Here is an 18,679-nt window from a genome sequence, read left to right on the forward strand (position 1 = left end):
TATGCGCAAAAAGCGCTATTTATTAACTCTTTTAGACCATAAGTGCTATATACATAGTGAAAGCTTTTAATAGCATGAGGAGAGCACAATGTCACAAATGACACTTACACAAAAACTTGCAACATTACAGCCACTCGTTGACTTAAACCTTTTTGAATCAAGTCTAGAGTATCGCAACCGCATTTTGAACTTACTTGCCGAACAAGAACATTCATTAGCATTAATTAACAAAGAGTTCGGCAACGCCATGCCAGAAAATTTTGGTTCAGAGAAAAAGTTTGTCTTGGGTTACAACTAACTTATGGCACGCTTTAAAGCATCCATCAATATGGGACAGCGTATACCACTTTTTATCTAGCGAGCCATCACACTAATTGATGGCTTTTTTAGCGCCACCCACACCAAATCGACTAATTATTTCTAAAATACGAAAAATAAAAGATAAATATTGTTATTTGGCATCAAAAATTTGATAGATTATAGAAAATTTATCCACATTATTGGAGCCATCATGCGTAAGACCCTAATAGCCACCACCGTTGCTAGTGTATTTTTATTATCAGCTTGTAGTCCAGAGCAAGCTAACACACAAAGTCAACCTATTGTTGAAACACAAAAAAAGAATACTGAGTCTATATTTTTCAAGCCGAGCCCTTTGCAATATATGGCTCCTGAGTTTGATAAAATATCAACAAACGACTACGAACCTGCATTTGAAGCAGGTATTGCCGAGCAAAAAACTGAAATCTTAAAGATTGCCAATAACCCAGAGCCTGCAACATTTGAAAATACACTCGTTGCAATGGAGTTATCAGGTGAGCTATTAGATCGCGTATCCGATGCCTTTTTTAACTTATCTGGATTAATTTCTGACAGCGAGTACCAACGCATTGACGCTAAAATGGCGCCAATTTTATCTGCTCATACCGACGATATTTATCTAAACCAAGCGCTCTTCAATCGTGTGCAAGCTATCTATGACAATGCAGAAAACCTCAGTGCTGAAGACAAACATTTAGTCGATTTTTATTTTAAAAAATTTATCAACGCGGGCGCTAAACTAAACGAAGCAGACAAAGTAAGAATGCGTGAAATCAACGCTGAACTTGCAAAACTTTCAACCGATTTTTCACAAAATCTCTTAAAATCGTTCAAAGAAGATGTAATTTTAGTCACAGATAAAACCGAACTTGCTGGTTTATCTGATGGTGAAATTGCAAGCCTTGCAGCCGCGGCTGACAAAGCGGGTAAAGAAGGTTATATGATCACACTGGTGAACACCACTCGCCAACCTATTTTACAAAGCCTTGAAAATCGTAAACTGCGTGAAAAAATTTGGACTACATCTGCAAATCGTGCGCAAGCAACAAACGGCCCTATCATTCTCAAGGAAACCAAATTGCGCGCTGAAAAAGCGGCATTACTTGGTTTCAAAGATTGGGCTTCTTATGTATTGACGATGCGAATGGCGAAAACGCCAGAAAATGTATACGGTATTTTAGATGACTTAGCACCAAAGGCAGTTGCTAAAGCCGAAGCGGAAGCGGAGCAAATTCAACAGGTAATCAATAAATCAGGTGAAACGTTTGCTCTACAACCTTGGGATTGGGCATTTTATGCAGAAAAAGTACGTCAAGAAAAGTACGACTTAGACCCAGCTTTAGTTAAGCCTTACTTTGAAATGCAATCAGTGATCCACGATGGCTTGTTCTTTGCCATGAATAAACTCTATGGTATCACCTTTAAAGAGCGTAAAGATTTGCCTGTATATCACGAAGACGTCATGGTGTTCGAAGTATTCAATGAAGATGGCAGTGCCATTGGCCTATTTTACATGGATCCATATGCACGTGAAGGCAAACGAGGGGGTGCATGGATGAGTGCCTATGTAGGTCAAAGTGGTTTAAAAGGCACCAAGCCTGTCATCTACAATGCGCAAAATATCCCCAAACCTGCAGAAGGCCAACCAACACTGATGACCTTCTCTGAGGTGACAACTTTATTTCATGAGTTTGGTCACGCTGCTCATGGTTTATTCTCTGACGTAAAATACCCAAGTTTAGCGGGGACAAAAACGTCTCGTGACTTTGTCGAATTCCCATCACAAGCAAACGAAGACTGGAATGTTGAGCCGACGGTACTTGCGAACTATGCCAAGCACTACAAAACAGGTGAGCCAATTCCAAAAGAGTTACTTGCAAAAGTACTTGAGTCACAAAAGTTCAACCAAGGCTTCGATACAACTGAGTATTTAGCTGCGGCACTCCTTGATATGGAATGGCACTCATTCGGTGTTGATGCCGATATCACAGACGTACAAAAGTTTGAACATGATGCGTTAGACAAACATGGTATTGCGTACTACCCCGTGCCGCCGCGCTATAAATCTTGCTACTTCAGCCACACTTTTGCCGGTGGTTACTCAGCAGGTTACTACGCTTATCTTTGGACTGAAGTATTCGCTGCAGATGCATTCACTCATATGACTGAAAAAGGCGGCTTAACCCGCAAAAACGGTGATCACTTCCGTAAAGAAATTTTATCTAAAGGTAATAGCCGCGACTTAATGCAAAGCTATATTGAGTTCCGTGGTCAAAAGCCAACAACCGACGCGTTATTAAAGCGTCGTGGCTTAGTTGAATAACCTCAATGTTGTTTAGAGTATGAGGGGCACCCCTCATACTTTTTAAGTATTAATTAATTTTTCACCCCGCTTTTACTCCTATTCACCTCAAAGCAATTGTCAGTTAACTCGTTTTTGCTAATCTCAAAGAAAAACATAAGTTCACACATGAAAAACGCTTTACTTTTAGGACTTTGCTCAGCTTTAGCTGCATGTTCATCAATCCCAGATGAGCACGCCGACATTGTTATCGATAACGCTCAGATCATTGATATGCACACTGGAGAAATCGCAGCAAACCAATCACTGGCTATTCGTGATGGCATTATCATACAACGCAGTAACCAGCCACTCAGTACCCAATATCAAAGTTCAACATTTATAGATGCAAAAGGTCAGTATGTCATGCCGGGTCTTTGGGATATGCATGTCCATTTTGGCGGTGGTGAAAAGCTCATAGAAGAAAACAAACAATTACTCCCCCTCTATTTAGCCCACGGCGTGACAACGGTGCGTGATGCTGCGGCTGATCTGAGTGAGTCAGTTCTCAGTTGGCGTGAACAAGTCAAACAAGGTCAGTTAGTCGGCCCAACTATTTTTACATCAGGCCCCAAACTTGAAGGAAAAGGCTCTATTTGGCCCGGCGACTTAGAAGTTGAGACGACTGAAGAAATGCACGCAGCAATGGATTTGCTAGACACCATGAATGTCGACTTTATCAAAATTACCGACAGTGCATTAACGCCTGAGCTTTATCTAAAGGCAGTAAAAGAGGTTAAAAAACGGGGTTACCAAATTTCAGGTCATATCCCGTTTTCGTTGTCTGTGACTGATGTCTCCAAGGCAGGTCTTGATGCCATCGAGCATATGACTTACATGCTAAAAGCAGCCGCCAAAAACGAAGCGAATATTTCAGCCAAAGTAGCCTCTAAAGAACTCACCTATCGCACCGCTCTGCCTATTATTACCGCTCAATTTGATGAATCTACAGCCAGAGAAAAGTTTACGGTACTCGCTAGCAACGACACAGCGGTTGTGCCTACTTTAATTGGTGGCAAGATCACCGCCTATCTCGATGAAGATAATCATCAGCAAGACGCTTTTTTAAATTACATTGGCAAGGGCTTAAAAGCGACCTACCAATGGCGTGTAGACAGAGCTAATAAAGATACCCCTGAACAAATCATTCAGCGAAAAGCTCGCTTCACAAAAACGGCACAATTGTTACCACTGGCACAACAAGCGGGTGTAAGCATTATTGCAGGCACCGATGCAGGCTTTTTAAATTCGTTTATCTATCCTGGGCTTTCTTTACATCAAGAGTTAGCAATCTTTACTGATTATGGTCTTACACCGTTGCAAACACTTCAATCAGCAACACTTGCAGGGCCTAAATTTTTAAATAAACAGAAACAGTATGGGGCACTTACCAAAGGTAAAGTGGCCGACATCATTTTGCTTTCACAAAATCCCCTAACAGATATTCGAAACACCAAAACGCTTAGCGGTGTGATCAGTCATAACACATTTTACGACCGTAATGCTTTGGATAGATTAAAACAGCAAGCAAAAGCGTTCGTGGCAAACCAACCCTAACCCCCCCATTGCCCATGGCTGCGTATTATTGTCATGGGCAATTTTAATTATTTGTTATCTCATATACACTGCCCCTTTTATAACAAAACTAAAACAACATGACTTACTTATTCGCTGTTACCCTTCTGTGGGCCTTTTCATTTAGTCTTATTGGCGTGTATTTAGCAGGGCAAGTAGATGCGTGGTTTAGTGTGTTAATGCGAATAGGCTTAGCAACGTGCGTGTTCTTACCCTTTTTACAATGGCGAAAAACCCCTAAAGCCTTAGCACTAAAGCTCATGGCAATAGGCGCGGTACAGCTTGGTGTCATGTACAGCTTTTATTACCATTCGTTTTTGTACCTTAGTGTGCCCGAGGTACTACTATTTACTGTTATGACGCCACTTTACATCACCCTGTTAAACGATTTGCTTGAAAAACGTTTTAATGCCAAATTTTTATTCGCCGCAATGCTGGCTATTTTGGGAGCCGTCGCTATACGTTACGAGGGCGTTGATGAGAACTACCTCATTGGTATGTTAATGGTTCAGGCTGCCAATATCTGTTTTGCTACCGGGCAAGTAACCTACAAACGTTTGATGCAAGATGAGCAGCTACCGCACTCTCGGGTATTTGCTTGGTTCTTTATTGGTGCCCTAATTGTTGCACTGATTTGTTACGGTTTGTTTGGCGATACCAGCAAGCTGCCCACCACAACGACACAATGGGGCGTACTCATTTACTTAGGCACGATTGCCTCTGGGCTTGGCTACTTTGCATGGAATAAAGGCGCAACTATTGTGAATGTTGGCGCGCTTGCAGTAATGAATAACCTACTGATCCCAGCAGGGATAATAGTTAACATTGTTATTTGGAATCGTGATGCCGATATCACCAAGCTTGCCATCGGCGCGGCGATTATCTTATTAGCACTTATTATAAATCAGAAACTTAATAAAACTGCCATGGAGTAATGATAAGCTAAACTCTATTCGATTAGAGGGATGCTGTTATGCGCGCATTTGTTTTATGTTGTTTAGTGTTCATTATTCAAGGCTGTAAGAATCTGCCTGTAGATCAGGTGGTACAAGTTGGCGCTAGGCCTTACTATTTAATCGACAATATGCCTGATGGGCCGTTAAAGCAGCAACTTGCTGCATGTGGCAATGGCCCTTTTTACAAAACTGATTTTGTCATTGGTCATCGCGGTGCCCCCATGCAGTTTCCTGAGCATAGTAAAGAGTCATATTTAGCCGCAGCAAGAATGGGGGCTGGCGTACTTGAATGTGACGTTGCCTTTACCAAAGATAAGCAACTCGTGTGTCGTCATTCACAATGTGATTTACACACCACTACCAACATTTTAGCTATTCCAGAACTCGCTGCAAAATGCAGCCAACCTTTTACCCCGGCCAAAGACGGCCAACCGGCTCAGGCTAAATGCTGCACTAGCGATATCACACAAACTGAGTTTTTAACGTTAAAAGCAAAAATGGATGGCGCCAATCCAAACGCAAAAACGGTTGCAGAGTATTTGCAAGGAACGCCAAACTGGCGCACTGATTTATATGCAAACAGTGGCACAGTAATGACCCACCAGCAAAGCATTGCGCTGTTTAAAGAACTCGGTGTGAAAATGACCCCTGAGCTAAAAAGCCCAGCAGTTAGCATGCCCTTTGATGGTTTTAGCCAGCAAGATTATGCGCAAAAAATGCTTGATGAATATCAGGCCTTAGGCGTGAATAGCCAAGATGTTTATCCGCAATCATTTAATCTTAACGATGTGAAGTATTGGCTAAACAATCACCCTGAATTTGCAAACAACAGTATTTACCTTGATGGCCGAGATGAGCAAGCACACTTTAATGCTATGGATGAAACAAGCTGGCAGCCATCAATGCAGGCTCTGTATGACGATGGAGTACGCATTATTGCACCGCCAATGTGGATGCTATTAAGTCTTGATCAGTCAGGTAAAATCGTGCCCTCGCTGTATGCTATTAAAGCTAAACAAGCCGGACTGAACATCATTACTTGGAGTTTAGAGCGCTCAGGCCCATTAAGTAATGGTGGTGGATATTATTACCAGTCGATTGCCCCTGTGATTAAACAAGATGGGCAAATGATGACTGTGATAGACGTCCTTGCTAAGCAAGTGGGAGTGATGGCTATTTTCTCTGATTGGCCTGCTACTCTTACCTATTACGCAAGCTGTATGCAGTACCCTGCCTCAAAGAATTAACTGAGCATCAATAAATTTCAAGGGCTTTTACTCGTCCAAAAGGTGGGGCTGAGGTATTATTGGTTAAACCGTTTTTAGAGGATTAACATGATTATTCAACACCATAGCCACGACATAGATACCCAAACAGGTCTGATGCGAACCAGCATTTACCGCCCAGCTGTCGAAGGCCAATTCCCATGTATTATTTTCTACTCTGAAATTTTTCAAGAAACAGCCCCCATTGCACGCTCTGCCGCTATGCTCGCAGGCCATGGTTTTATCGTGTTAGTGCCTGAGGTTTTTCATGAGTTAAACCCACTCGGCACGGTGCTTGCCTACGATGATGAAGGCAAAGATAAAGGCAATGCCGACAAATGGGCTAAACCACTTGAAAGCCAGGACACTGATACCACAGCCCTTATCGCATTTGCCCGCGCGCAAGCGTATTGCACAGGCTATGTGGGAGCGATGGGTGTATGTATTGGTGGTCACCTTGCTTATCGTGCCGCACTGAATCCTGATATCAAAGCCGCATTTTGTTTATATGCAACAGACATACACAGTGACACATTGCCCGCACAATCAGGCAATAACTCGTTTGAGCGCATGGCAGATATACAAGGAGAAATTCACTTTATTTGGGGCAAACAAGACCCACATGTACCAAAAGAAGGCCGCCTTAAAATTTACCAACAAGCCATTGCTACCGGAATTAATTACCAGTGGCAAGAAGTTAACGCACAACATGCATTTATGCGCGATGAGGGAGAGCGTTACGACCCAGCTCTCGCTTTAACTATGTACCAACAAGCTGTTGCATTGTTTAATCGTACTTTGCGTTAACCCTGTTTGCTTAAATACCCATCGTGGCAACTTGATTAGCAAAATAATCCTTTAAGTAATCAAGCAATACTCGCAATTTTTTGCTTCCCGCAGCCCCAGGCGGGAAGACACCATACAATTCAATATCAGCCGATTTATACTCATCCAGTACGGTACGTAAAAGCCCGGCTTTTACTTTTGGCCACGCGTCATAAACAGGGATTTTTGCAAGACCATGCCCCGCTTCAACAAATGCCGTGCGCGCTGCGGCATTATTAGTGCTAATCCCGCCTTTAAGGGGAACATCAAAGCGACGCTTATCTTTTTCTAGGCTCAGTGTGGCGCTACTTCGCTGATACACAACCCAAGTATGGTTCGCTAAATCATCTATGCTTTCGGGCACTGGGTGCTTGGCAAAATAACCAACAGAGCCACATATACACGTTTTCATTGTTGCCAGTTTAGTTGCTTGTAAACTTGAATCAGCAAGCGCAATACCTCGGATCGCTAAATCTATCCCCTCTTTAATAATGTCGACAACGTCATCGCTTAGTTGCAGATCAATATCGATTTTTGGATACAAGCGTTTAAATTGTGCAAGCGCAGGCACAATAAGCTGCAAACCAGCATTCACTGGGCAACTGAGCTTTATCACCCCGACAGGTTCATTTTTTAAGTTTTCTAGATGCAAATTAGCCGCTTGGGCATGTTCAGCAATTGCGTGACAACGCTCATAATAGACTTTACCCGCTTCTGTTAAGGTCATAGTACGCGTTGAGCGGTTTAATAAGGTAAGCTGTAATTGCTGCTCTAGTTTCTTTAAATGATAACTCACCACAGCGCGAAAGACCCAGTTGCTCGGCTGCCTTCGTTAAACTCCCCTGCTGCACAATATGTGCAAATACCACCATACTTTTTAACTGTTCAAACGATACATTCATGGCATTCTCCTAAAACCTCGCTCGATTGTATCAATAATTAAACCAATGAAGTCAATTTTATCTGCGTTGTTAAACTTAGCTTTAACCCCTATAGTGATATCAACGCTATTCATTAAACAATTAACGAGGATTAATTATGTCAGCGAAGAAAATCTTAATGGTACTTACTTCACACGATGAATTAGGTGACACGGGTCATAAAACAGGGTTTTGGGTAGAAGAATTTGCAGCCCCTTACTATGCCTTTATTGATGCAGGCGTCGACGTTACATTAGCATCTGTGAAAGGGGGGCAACCGCCTGTAGACCCAAATAGTGCCGCTCCTGATGCTGCAACAGAGGCAACTAAACGCTTTGAAGAAGACAGCGCCGCAAAAATCTTAATGGCAAACAGCAAACCGTTGAGCGAAATGAATGCCGATGAATTCGACGCTGTATTTTACCCAGGCGGCCATGGTCCGCTGTGGGATTTAGTTGATAACCAAGACTCTATTCGTTTAATTGAACAGTTTTTAAACTCTAATAAGCCTGTTGGTGCGGTATGCCATGCCAGTGCCGTCTTATTAAATGCCAAAAATGCCGAGGGTAAGTCGGTAGTGTTTGACAAAAAAGTGACGGGGTTCAGTAACTCTGAAGAAGAGGCTGTACAACTAACGAATGTTGTACCACTTCTTGTTGAAGATGAACTCATTAAACAAGGTGGTCAATACCAAAAAACCGATGACTGGGGCGTGCTGGCTATCGAAGATGGGTTATTGATCACCGGCCAAAACCCAGCAAGCTCAGAACTTGCAGCTAAAAAACTACTTACTAAACTTGGCTAAAAACACAGATAACAACCAGTAAACACCTTGCAAAACAAGGTGTTTACCTTCACTCTTAATACGTTATACTGATTCAGTCGAATTGATTTAAGAGCCTTCAACCATGACTGAAAAATCAGCTACTAAACTTCCCCCTATCAGCAGTAAACGGTTCGCTATTCTGGGCATAATGCTACTGTGTCTTGTACTACAAATTATCAATACACTGCCCGGTATAAACCTTAATGGCTTAGGTATCTTGCCTCGCCAACTATCGGGCCTTTCAGGCATATTTTTTGCCCCCTTTTTACACGGTGGCTGGGCACACCTTTTTAGTAATTTAGTGCCCTTTGCAATTCTCGCATGGTTAGTATGTCAATACAGTGTAAAACGCTTTTGGCTGGTATTTGTCAGTACTGCATTGCTTGGAGGATTGTTAGTGTGGATATTTGGCCGCAGCAATATACATGTGGGCTTAAGTGGCGTAATTTATGGCTTGTGGGGCTACTTAATTTGCTATGGTATTATGCATCGCTCATTCAAAGCGATTCTCATCAGTATTGCTGTCGTCATACTTTATAGTGGCTTAATTTGGGGTGTATTCCCCCAGCGTATTCATATCTCGTTCGAAAGCCACTTGTTCGGCGCTATTAGCGGTGCATTTATCGGTTATCTCTTTGCAAAGCGAGACAAACAGCATCTTCGATAATTTTAAGGAGTTATGAATTTAACTCCTTAATGCTAATGTAACCATTACCACACCATGGTCGGTGCTTTGATCATCGTAGGCAAATTGTGGATTGATTAAGTGCTGATCATAGGTGTGATAGTCGATGACTTCGTAGAAGCTACCTTGAAAGCCTGCATCAAATTCTCTGGAAAGCAAAATGTAATCAAACACCGAACTGCTGCTACCAAAGTAATGGGTTGCCTCTCTCTCATTGTCCGTTACAACATGGCGTTGATAAAGTTGCCAACTATCTTGCAGCGCATACTTGGCGGTAAACGCTTTGCTATGTCGACTAGCGGTGAATCGCAATGAGTCAGTGATTAAATGGTTAAGTACGCCATCATGCAGTTCATTATTAAAATCTCCCATCACAATAACAGGATTGTCTGTCTGTGATCTGCGATTGATAATTTCAATTAATAATAACGCCGCTTCACTGCCCCTTTGTATGCTTGATGCCCAGCGCCCTGCTACTTGGTCTTTTAGCTGCAAAAGCAGATTTTGCTCCTCGGTTTTGCTGTTATCTTCAACGCTATTAAGCAGGCTACGCTTTGATTTAAAATGCACAACATAACAATCGACATAACCAATATGTGGCACATCTATCGTGGCGCGAATAATCCGACGACTGTAACAAAACTCCCCGACAAGCCCCATTTGCTGTGCATAGTGAGGGTCGGGTTCAACCTCAGTTAAAGCCATAATTTTATAGCGAGAAGCAATTGCAACAACCGGGTCTCGATATATAAACTCATCGATAACGCTCGGCTCATCAACCACCGCAAAGTGCGCATAGCCTGCATCGTTCACTTGCTGTTTTAATGCATCAATACTAAACACTTCTTGAAAGCCAATAATATCCGGTTGCTGATTGTGAAGATAATCAGCCAACCAACGCTGCTTCTTAGCCCATTGCTCAGCACTATAAATACGCTGAAAATCATAAAACGCATCGGGGGGTGCTAAATAATTGTATAAATTAAATGTCGCTACCTTTAATTGATTAGTTGCTGTCACTGATTACCTTTTCGTGCAACCATTCGGTTGCAATTATTGCATCTTCAAAATACTTCACTTCACCCGTTGTGAACCAATTACCCACTTTGCTGGCTACTTTTTGCCACTTTTTATTACCCAGTACCGCAACACGACAAAATTCCTTGTTGTGTTTCAGCCCTAATTTAAAGTCATCCCAAGCCGCTTGTAATTCCCACCCTTCCAGTTCTGTAATATCTACATATGCTCTAATTTTTGCGCGAGGCACTGCTTTAAGTGCATTATCCACTAAAGGGGTGAGCGTTTCGTAATCAGCGTGGGTAAGCTTACCAACGACTTTAAAAGTTAGGTAAAAGGTACTACCAATGCGCTCTAAACCAATGGCCAAACCGTGTTTTTTCATCTCATGCTCCTTAACAGTCGTCGACTTCGGTATTAAATTACTTTAAATTTAATTACTTAGGTACTTATTACACTCAGTAATAATGCTATTTTCTAACTCTACTTCCCTTGACTAGGTTGATCAACTAGGATGGTAATCTCGTAACAACATTCATTAAAGCACAATTTAGGGAGTTTCAATGAGTAATACCGACAGTTATACGCCACCTAAAGTGTGGCAATGGGACGCTGAAAATGGGGGAGAATGGGCTAAAACAAACCGTCCTGTAGCGGGTGCAACCCATGAACAAGACTTACCTGTTGGTAAGCATGCTTTGCAGCTGTACTCACTTGCGACACCAAACGGTCAAAAAGTGACAATTATGCTCGAAGAGCTATTAGAGCTTGGTATCGACGACGCTGATTATGATGCGTTCTTAATTAAAATAGCGGATGGCGATCAATTCTCTTCTGGCTTTGTTAGTGTCAACCCGAATTCAAAAATTCCAGCCTTAATGGATCATAGCACCACGCCAGTTACCCGCGTATTTGAATCGGGCGCTATTTTACAGTATTTAGCAGAAAAGTTTGATGCGCTTATTCCCAGCGACCATACCAGTAAAACAGAGTGTCGTAATTGGTTATTTTGGCAAATGGGTTCAGCACCCTACTTAGGCGGTGGTTTTGGCCATTTTTACAGTTATGCACCGTTTAAAATGCAATACCCTATTGACCGTTTCACCATGGAAGTAAAGCGCCAGTTAGATGTATTAAATCGTCACTTAAGTGATCATGATTACATGGCTGGTAGCGAATACTCCATTGCCGATATTGCTATTTGGCCATGGTACGGCAGTTTGGTACTGGGTTATTTATACGATGCTGCTGAGTTTTTAGATGTTGAGTCATACAGCCATGTATTACGCTGGGCAAAACAAATTGAACGTCGCCCTGCAGTTAAACGAGGTCGCCGTGTAAATCGTACGTGGGGTGATGAAGCTGAGCAACTTGTAGAACGCCACAGTAAGAACGATTTTTAACAGTGGGGCTGCTATGCAGCCCTTTGCTACATAAATTCCTCTATCCGATTCAAAGATGAAAAAGCTCAGTAAAGAAGACATCTATCAAAGACTCAGCAATACCGAAGACGCTCGCGCCTGCAAGGCCATTGATGAGGCCGCGTGTAAGGTTGTGCCAGGTAACTTTATTACCCTTTTAGTGAGTCAACTTTTTAGTAAATTTGCCGATGCTCTGCTCAACCCAAAAGTAACCTTGCCTTGGTTATTACACAGCATTAATGTGCCCAGCAGCTTCATTGCGTGGCTAGTTCCTATTAGAGAGTCTGGCTCGATGTTGCCGCAACTTGCTATTGCCAACGTTATCCGCCAACTTAAAGTACGCAAGTGGGTGTGGGTTGTCGGCGCCATTGTGCAAGCATTATGCATTGTAGCAATGCTCATTACCGCATTAACCCTAACAGGAAGTAGTGCCGGGTATGCCATTCTCACTCTTTTAGTTGTGTTTAGCCTTGCTCGGGGCTTTAACTCTATCGCCGCTAAAGATGTACTTGGAAAAGTGATTCCCAAACAGCAACGTGGCAACATTAGTGGTCTTGCCGCCAGTTTTGCAGGCTTTGCGACACTTACGTTTGGTTTAGGCTTATGGTATTTACAAACGTTAGGCTACGAAAATGGTGTTTATGTTGCGTTGATGCTGGCAGCCCTCATGTGGATATTTGCTGCCCTGAGCTACAGTCGCATCAAAGAATATGAAGGGGCGACTGAAGGAGCTAAAAATGGTTTATTGCATGCGTTTAAGAAACTAAAGCTACTGTACGAAGATAAACAATTTGCCCACTTCATTGTTACGCGTGCTTTATTGCTTTGCTCTGCACTTAGCGCTCCTTTTTATATTGTTTTAGCCAGCGAACAAGCTTTTGATTTTTCTTTGCTTGCTACTTTTATGGCCCTTTCTGGGCTTGCAAGTCTCGTTTCAGCACCCATTTGGGGTAGGTTGAGTGACCTATCAAGTCGACGCGTTTTAATTTTTGCAGCCATGTTAGTCACTCTCAATGGCTTAGCCGTTTATTTAATCGCACACTTTAGCCCTGCAACCCTCCGTGAGTTTTGGCTTCTCCCGTTATGTTATTTTTTGCTCACTGTTGCTCATCAGGGAGTTCGTCTTGGTCGTAAAACGTACTTGGTAGATATGGCTGAAGGCAACAAACGAACCGATTATGTATCGGTAAGTAATACGGTGATCGGTCTTATATTATTGGCACTTGGGAGTGTTGGCTTATTAAATGCGTATTTAAGCACCGCAGAGCTGATTCTATTTTACAGTGTGCTGGGTATTGCTGGCGCTATCAGTGCTTGGTTTTTACCTGATGCCTAGACCCCGCCTCAAAAAAAACGCATAATCATGCCGTTTTTATTACATAAAAAGGATTTATCATGAAAAAGCTCTGCTTAGTACTTGCGGCTACACTTGTTTTATCAGCATGCAGTACAAGTGTACCTATTCGTAACTTCGACAGTAACCCTGTCCCACAAACCGCCAATAAAACACACACTGCTGACAGTGTTAAAACAAATATTCTCAAAGCATGTATGAAACTTGGCTGGACATGTCGCGCGAGCGAAGACGGTAAAATATTAGGAAAGCTTGATATTAGAAAGCACCAGCTGCGTGTTGATATTAACTACAACGCCACTGAGTACTCAATTGATTACAAAGACTCGATCAACTTAGATTATGATGGCGATAAAATTCACCGCCAATACATTAACTGGGTTTCAAACTTAGTCAGAAATATTGATGCAGAGTTAGCTTATTAATAAAAAGGCGACCTAAGTCGCCTTTTTTAGTCGCTTTTTAAATGTTCATCAAAGAAATCTAAAAACGCTTTTAATGTTGTAATACGATAAGGCTGATGTGACAGATAATGATCTCCCTCTTCGAGTTCAATATACGTGACATTTTTTCCTTCATCGCTCAGCTCATCTTCCATCTCACGGCTATGATAAACAGGCACAACGTTATCGTCTGAACCATGCACGAGCAAAACTGGACGGTTAATTTGCTTTGCAAAATTAACCGGTGAGTATTTTGCCAACTCATCGTCGTCGGTACCAAATTGCTTACGCACAATTTCTTTATTTGTAAAGTAACGCGCTTTACTCACAATGCGTTCTAAATCGGTGACACCCGCAAAACTCGCGGCACATGTAAATGTTTCAGGATGCTTAACAACAGCCATCAACGCGGCGTAACCACCATAACTTGCGCCGCCGATGCAAATTTTATCTTTATTAGCGATACCTTGTGAAACTAACCAAAGAGCGGCATCTTGCAAATCATCTTGCATTTTTTTACCAAACCCTTGCACTGCAGCCATTTCAAATTCATGACCATACCCACTTGAGCCTCTAAAATTCGGTTGTAAAACGGCATACCCATTGTATGCAAGTAAAGCAGTCCAATAATCAAAACCTGAGTAGTCACGCGCCATAGGTCCCCCATGAGGGAATATAATTGTTGGTAACGTATCCCCTTCTTTATAGCCCACGGGCAAGGTTAAGTACCCTTCAATCGTTAAACCATCACGTGCCTTATAACTAATTTTTTCTTTCCCTGAATAAACACTGTCATCAATGTCTGGGTACGCGCTGGCGAACACGGTGAGTTCATTGGTGTCACGGTTACCAAGCATATATGTTCCCGTGCTTCCATCACCTGTCAGGTAAAGTACATATTGGCGCTGGTTTTCACTGGTATCGATTATATCAATATCAAACTTATCAGCCGGTAATACCGCACGCAGTGATGTATACAGCTTATTTAAATCGTCATCCCAATAACGGATCCCTTCTTCAATATTTGAATGAGTAAACCCTGCAACTTCGCCCGTCAGAGGAGAGTAAAAAATCCCTCCATCAAAGTCGTAATTATCATCACTAAAAACGAGCTCTTGCTTTTTCGTGGTTAAATCCATTTTAAATAATGCGTCATAGCCATTTTGAATGGCTTTAAAATAGATAATATTGGGGTCTTTATCAAAGCCTAATATTGTCACACTCTCTTGGCTAAATGCTTTAAATTTGAATAATGAGCGGCGGTCTAATGAATCTTCGTCATACAGGAAATATTCAAATTCATCTTCATCCATTTTTCGAGCAATACGCACATTACCTTGACGGTCAGCTATCCAATCGGTCACTTTGCTGCGCTCGCGTTGAACTCTTTTCTTTCTTAGCGTGTTAAGATCGAGCTCATAGACTCCTGGTGTATTTGCTATTTCAAAGTCGCCTTGAATCAAGATTTTATCTTTTTTGTCAGGTAAAAAACTTATAACTTGATCAGCAAACTGGGGTTGGCGTTCATCACGTCCATAGTTAGGCTTAATGGCAAGCTTTGCTTTGCCTTTATCATTAATATTGTACGCATAAAGGCGAGTAGATGAATATTTAGGGCCGCCAATTTGACGTTGTATATAGCGTGCACCGAGAAGTAATACCTCATCGTTTGCCCACGTATACCAATCAAAGAAAATCGTATGATTATCAGCGCGAATAATGGGAACGGCTTCTTGTGTTTTGCGGTTGTACACCATTAACACCAGCTCACCTTTTATATTACGAATAAAGGATAAGTGCGTGCCACTTGGTGACAATTTAACCTGGCTGGTAGCTCTTAATGAAGCAAATGATTCAACAGACAGTGACGGCTTTTCTTCTGCGCGAGCAGTCAAGCACAGTACTACAAAAATACTTAGCATTAAGTATTTCATATAAAAGTCCTTTTTTTAAAATTGTTAAATGAGCATAACATTAAGCATTTAAAAAGTGCGAACAGAAATTATAGCAGCGTTGCAACCGTTCTATTAAAGCGAACGTATCACTCAATTTTTACCATTATTATTTCATTCATACCCTCATTATAATCGTTACATCAATTCAGTTTCTTAGGTGACATGATGAAAAAAGTACTTGTGTTAAATTCATCTTTAAATGGTGAACAAGGTAATTCGACTAAACTTAGCCAGCTATTTGTTGAGCAACTATCAAGCAAACAACAAATTGCTGTCACCACTCGCGATTTAAGCAACGATGCTATTGCTCACTTAACGCAAACAGAAATGGCAGCATGGATGACTGACGCTAACGAACGTAGCGACGAGCAAAAAGCACTGGCGGCTATCTCTGACGAGTTAATTGCAGAACTTACTGATAACGAATTAATTGTTATTGGTATGCCTATGTATAACTTTGGTATTCCATCAACATTCAAAGCATGGATTGACCGTATCGCACGCGCTGGTATTACGTTTAAATACACAGAGCAAGGCGCTGTCGGTTTGCTTGAAAACAAAAAAGTCGTTGTACTCGCTGCTCGTGGCGGTATATACCAAGGCACTGACATGGATACACAAACTAAATACTTAAAAGATGTACTTGGTTTTGTGGGTATCTCAGATATTAACTTTATCTATGCCGAAGGCTTAGCAATGCCGGGGGCAGAGCAAAGCTTGCAAGCTGCAGAGCAACAAATTAGTTCATTTACAGATAACCTGTAAAAAATGGAGCGGCCACGATGACAGTGGCCGCTTTTACTTTTAGATACTCGCCATTCAATCGTACACCTCGCCATAATCAACTATTTCTCTCCTTGAATAATCATATCTGCGTTCTCATACGTATCAATCACGTGTTCAAGCAATTAACTATCAAGCTATGCCCACTGCAGGGAAACAAAAAATCAATATAGTATGGTTTAAACGTGATTTACGGCTTTCTGATCATGCACCACTCGCACAGGCCGCCGATTCACCTTTACCCTGTTTGCTTATCTATAATTTTGAGCCAATTTTGTTAGATGATCCTCATTATAGCCACCGTCACTGGCGATTTGTTTATCAGTCATTATGTGATCTCAATGCACAGCTAAAAAAACAACAAGCCGAAATTGCAATTTACAATCAAGACATGATCTCCTTGCTTGAATCTTTATCTAATGAGTTTGATATTAAGGCCATATACAGTCATCAAGAAATTGGCTTACTCAATACCTTTGAACGTGATAAAGCAGTGCATAAATGGCTCAAAGAAAAAGCTATTGTTTGGCATGAAACGCCCTTAGGTGCAGTCGTAAGGGCACGACCAGCGCAATTTGATTGGCAGCAGCATTGGCAAACCGTGATGCAGCAACCTTTAATCACGCCTAACTGGCATTCTTTTAATGCTATTTTACCTTCGGGCTACAGTGCTTGCGAGCATGTAAAACAGTATCAAACAAATGATGAGCAGTTTCAGCACGGAGGACCCCACGCAGCCAGAGCCGTATTAAAAAGCTTTATAGAGACAAGAGCTCAGAGCTATCAACAAGGTATTTCGAGCCCATCAAAAAGCAAAGAGTCGTGCTCACGTCTTTCACCCTATTTAGCATGGGGAAACTTAAGCCTTCGTCAAGTGTATCAAACTCTCAGATACTACTTACCCAAACGCCCTTCGAGTTGGCGCCGTTCGCTGCATGCATTCGAATCACGATTGCATTGGCACTGTCATTTTATGCAAAAGTTTGAAACTCAATGCGGCATGGAGTTCGCACCGCAAAATCCTGCGTATCAACACTACCCCTATCGAAATGACGACAAGGTTAGCGAGCACCTATCACGGTTTGAACACGGCAACACAGGCATCCCGCTTATTGACGCCTGTATGCGATGTCTTGCAGCTACAGGCTATATTAACTTTAGAATGCGGGCGATGTTAGTCAGCTTTATGACCCATCATTTAAATATTCACTGGCATTGTGTCAGTCTTATATTGTCGCGCTACTTTTTAGATTTTGAGCCCGGGATTCACTATCCTCAAATACAAATGCAAGCCTCTGTCACTGGCACTAATACGATTCGACTGTACAACCCCATAAAACAATCCGAAGATAAAGACGCAGACGGCATATTTATTAAAACATGGTGCCCAGAGCTTAGTAATTTACCCATCGAGTATATCCACCAGCCATGGCAACAGCCACCAATGGAAGCGTTATTTAATAATTTTAAATTGGGTGAAGATTACCCTGAGCCCATGGTTGATTTAACGCAAGCAGCAAAGGAAGCCCGCGAAAGGTTGTGGGCGTTTAGAGAGCGTGATGATGTAAAACATGGTGCCAGAGCGGTACTCAAAAAGCACATCCTCAGTTTACAAAGGCAACACAATGGCACATAAAAAAGTGAACTTACCGACAAAAATATGCCCTGTATGCCAGCGCCCTTTTGCATGGCGTAAAAAATGGCAACGAGACTGGCAACACGTTAAATACTGCTCAGAACGTTGTAAATACACTAAAAACAAAGCGGAATAAAACAATTTAAAAGGAGGCTTAAAGCTCACAAAGCAAACAGTTATCCTGTTATACTCACGGTGTGCGCACACTACAGCACAACCAACGTGTTACTCATAGCACGTTAAAATCCTGATTTATCACTGCTTAACATTCAGCACTTATTAACACCTTTTACTATGCATCACTTTACAGCGTAGGCTTTCGCTTGCCTGTGAATCCTTTTCGAGTTTATTAACAC

General features: G+C 42.0%; 17 protein-coding genes and 1 pseudogene. 14 read left to right on the plus strand and 4 right to left on the minus strand.

What is annotated here, in order from left to right; all coding sequences use genetic code 11:
* Nucleotides 1–88: 88 nt before the first annotated feature.
* The 6 genes from LPA49_RS02445 to LPA49_RS02470 all read left to right on the plus strand — a co-directional run bounded on the left by LPA49_RS02445 (nt 89) and on the right by LPA49_RS02470 (nt 7,265).
* A complete protein-coding gene (locus tag LPA49_RS02445) occupies nt 89–298 on the plus strand; it encodes a hypothetical protein (RefSeq protein ID WP_036966917.1) in 210 nt (69 codons plus the stop codon).
* A 213-nt stretch (nt 299–511) separates the two neighbouring features.
* Nucleotides 512–2,644 carry a M3 family metallopeptidase gene (locus LPA49_RS02450; protein ID WP_075593752.1) on the plus strand — a complete coding sequence of 711 codons (2,133 nt, stop codon included), beginning with the start codon at nt 512–514 and terminating at the stop codon, nt 2,642–2,644.
* 147 nt (nt 2,645–2,791) lie between these two features.
* Nucleotides 2,792–4,219: an amidohydrolase family protein gene (locus LPA49_RS02455; RefSeq protein WP_065978575.1), complete on the plus strand. Its 1,428-nt coding sequence runs from the start codon at nt 2,792–2,794 to the stop codon at nt 4,217–4,219.
* 98 nt (nt 4,220–4,317) lie between these two features.
* Nucleotides 4,318–5,172 (plus strand): carboxylate/amino acid/amine transporter, encoded by an 855-nt coding sequence (locus tag LPA49_RS02460; RefSeq protein ID WP_065978576.1) that lies wholly within the window; start codon nt 4,318–4,320, stop codon nt 5,170–5,172.
* A gap of 38 nt (nt 5,173–5,210) precedes the next feature.
* On the plus strand, nt 5,211–6,440 hold the full coding sequence (locus tag LPA49_RS02465) for a glycerophosphodiester phosphodiesterase family protein (protein WP_075593753.1): 1,230 nt from the start codon (nt 5,211–5,213) through the stop codon (nt 6,438–6,440).
* Nucleotides 6,441–6,527: 87 nt separating this feature from the next.
* A complete protein-coding gene (locus tag LPA49_RS02470) occupies nt 6,528–7,265 on the plus strand; it encodes a dienelactone hydrolase family protein (RefSeq protein ID WP_065978578.1) in 738 nt (245 codons plus the stop codon).
* Between the two features lie 10 nt (nt 7,266–7,275).
* Here LPA49_RS02470 and LPA49_RS02475 read toward each other — a convergent pair.
* A pseudogene (locus tag LPA49_RS02475) lies at nt 7,276–8,185 on the minus strand (LysR substrate-binding domain-containing protein).
* A 136-nt stretch (nt 8,186–8,321) separates the two neighbouring features.
* Between LPA49_RS02475 and LPA49_RS02480 the strand changes: the two are divergent.
* Nucleotides 8,322–9,008 carry a type 1 glutamine amidotransferase domain-containing protein gene (locus LPA49_RS02480; protein WP_075593754.1) on the plus strand — a complete coding sequence of 229 codons (687 nt, stop codon included), beginning with the start codon at nt 8,322–8,324 and terminating at the stop codon, nt 9,006–9,008.
* Between the two features lie 103 nt (nt 9,009–9,111).
* Entirely contained in the window at nt 9,112–9,696 is a 585-nt protein-coding gene (locus LPA49_RS02485) for a rhomboid family intramembrane serine protease (protein ID WP_065978581.1), read from the plus strand.
* An 18-nt stretch (nt 9,697–9,714) separates the two neighbouring features.
* Here the strand turns inward: LPA49_RS02485 and LPA49_RS02490 are convergent, their stop codons facing one another.
* Both LPA49_RS02490 and LPA49_RS02495 read right to left on the minus strand, forming a co-directional pair.
* The gene (locus LPA49_RS02490; RefSeq protein ID WP_036966891.1) at nt 9,715–10,734 is read right to left on the minus strand and encodes an endonuclease/exonuclease/phosphatase family protein; all 1,020 of its coding nucleotides are present in this window, start codon (nt 10,732–10,734) and stop codon (nt 9,715–9,717) included.
* Entirely contained in the window at nt 10,721–11,116 is a 396-nt protein-coding gene (locus LPA49_RS02495; protein WP_036966888.1) for an STAS/SEC14 domain-containing protein, read from the minus strand. The genes LPA49_RS02490 and LPA49_RS02495 overlap by 14 nt, the downstream gene beginning before the upstream one ends.
* A 178-nt stretch (nt 11,117–11,294) precedes the next feature.
* On the opposite strand from LPA49_RS02495, the gene yghU reads away from it, so the two are divergent.
* The 3 genes from yghU to LPA49_RS02510 are packed head-to-tail and all read left to right on the plus strand — an operon-like array spanning nt 11,295 to nt 13,931.
* The gene (yghU, locus tag LPA49_RS02500) at nt 11,295–12,134 is read left to right on the plus strand and encodes a glutathione-dependent disulfide-bond oxidoreductase (protein ID WP_036966885.1); all 840 of its coding nucleotides are present in this window, start codon (nt 11,295–11,297) and stop codon (nt 12,132–12,134) included.
* A 55-nt stretch (nt 12,135–12,189) separates the two neighbouring features.
* Nucleotides 12,190–13,488 (plus strand): MFS transporter, encoded by a 1,299-nt coding sequence (locus tag LPA49_RS02505; RefSeq protein WP_036966882.1) that lies wholly within the window; start codon nt 12,190–12,192, stop codon nt 13,486–13,488.
* Between the two features lie 59 nt (nt 13,489–13,547).
* The gene (locus tag LPA49_RS02510) at nt 13,548–13,931 is read left to right on the plus strand and encodes a hypothetical protein (protein WP_036966879.1); all 384 of its coding nucleotides are present in this window, start codon (nt 13,548–13,550) and stop codon (nt 13,929–13,931) included.
* Between the two features lie 26 nt (nt 13,932–13,957).
* Here the strand turns inward: LPA49_RS02510 and LPA49_RS02515 are convergent, their stop codons facing one another.
* A complete protein-coding gene (locus LPA49_RS02515) occupies nt 13,958–15,883 on the minus strand; it encodes a S9 family peptidase (RefSeq protein ID WP_075593755.1) in 1,926 nt (641 codons plus the stop codon).
* Nucleotides 15,884–16,069: 186 nt separating this feature from the next.
* Here LPA49_RS02515 and LPA49_RS02520 point away from each other — a divergent pair, with 186 nt between their 5' ends.
* The 3 genes from LPA49_RS02520 (at nt 16,070) to LPA49_RS02530 (ending at nt 18,459) form a co-directional block, all read left to right on the plus strand.
* The gene (locus tag LPA49_RS02520) at nt 16,070–16,669 is read left to right on the plus strand and encodes an FMN-dependent NADH-azoreductase (protein WP_036966872.1); all 600 of its coding nucleotides are present in this window, start codon (nt 16,070–16,072) and stop codon (nt 16,667–16,669) included.
* Nucleotides 16,670–16,826: 157 nt separating this feature from the next.
* Nucleotides 16,827–18,323, plus strand: coding sequence for a cryptochrome/deoxyribodipyrimidine photo-lyase family protein (locus LPA49_RS02525; RefSeq protein ID WP_075593756.1), 1,497 nt, complete (start codon nt 16,827–16,829; stop codon nt 18,321–18,323).
* Nucleotides 18,313–18,459 carry a DUF2256 domain-containing protein gene (locus LPA49_RS02530; RefSeq protein WP_074988977.1) on the plus strand — a complete coding sequence of 49 codons (147 nt, stop codon included), beginning with the start codon at nt 18,313–18,315 and terminating at the stop codon, nt 18,457–18,459. The genes LPA49_RS02525 and LPA49_RS02530 overlap by 11 nt, the downstream gene beginning before the upstream one ends.
* Nucleotides 18,460–18,679: the final 220 nt, after the last annotated feature.

Source organism: Pseudoalteromonas sp. MB41 (assembly GCF_020966275.1).
In the GTDB taxonomy this organism is placed as follows: domain Bacteria; phylum Pseudomonadota; class Gammaproteobacteria; order Enterobacterales; family Alteromonadaceae; genus Pseudoalteromonas; species Pseudoalteromonas lipolytica.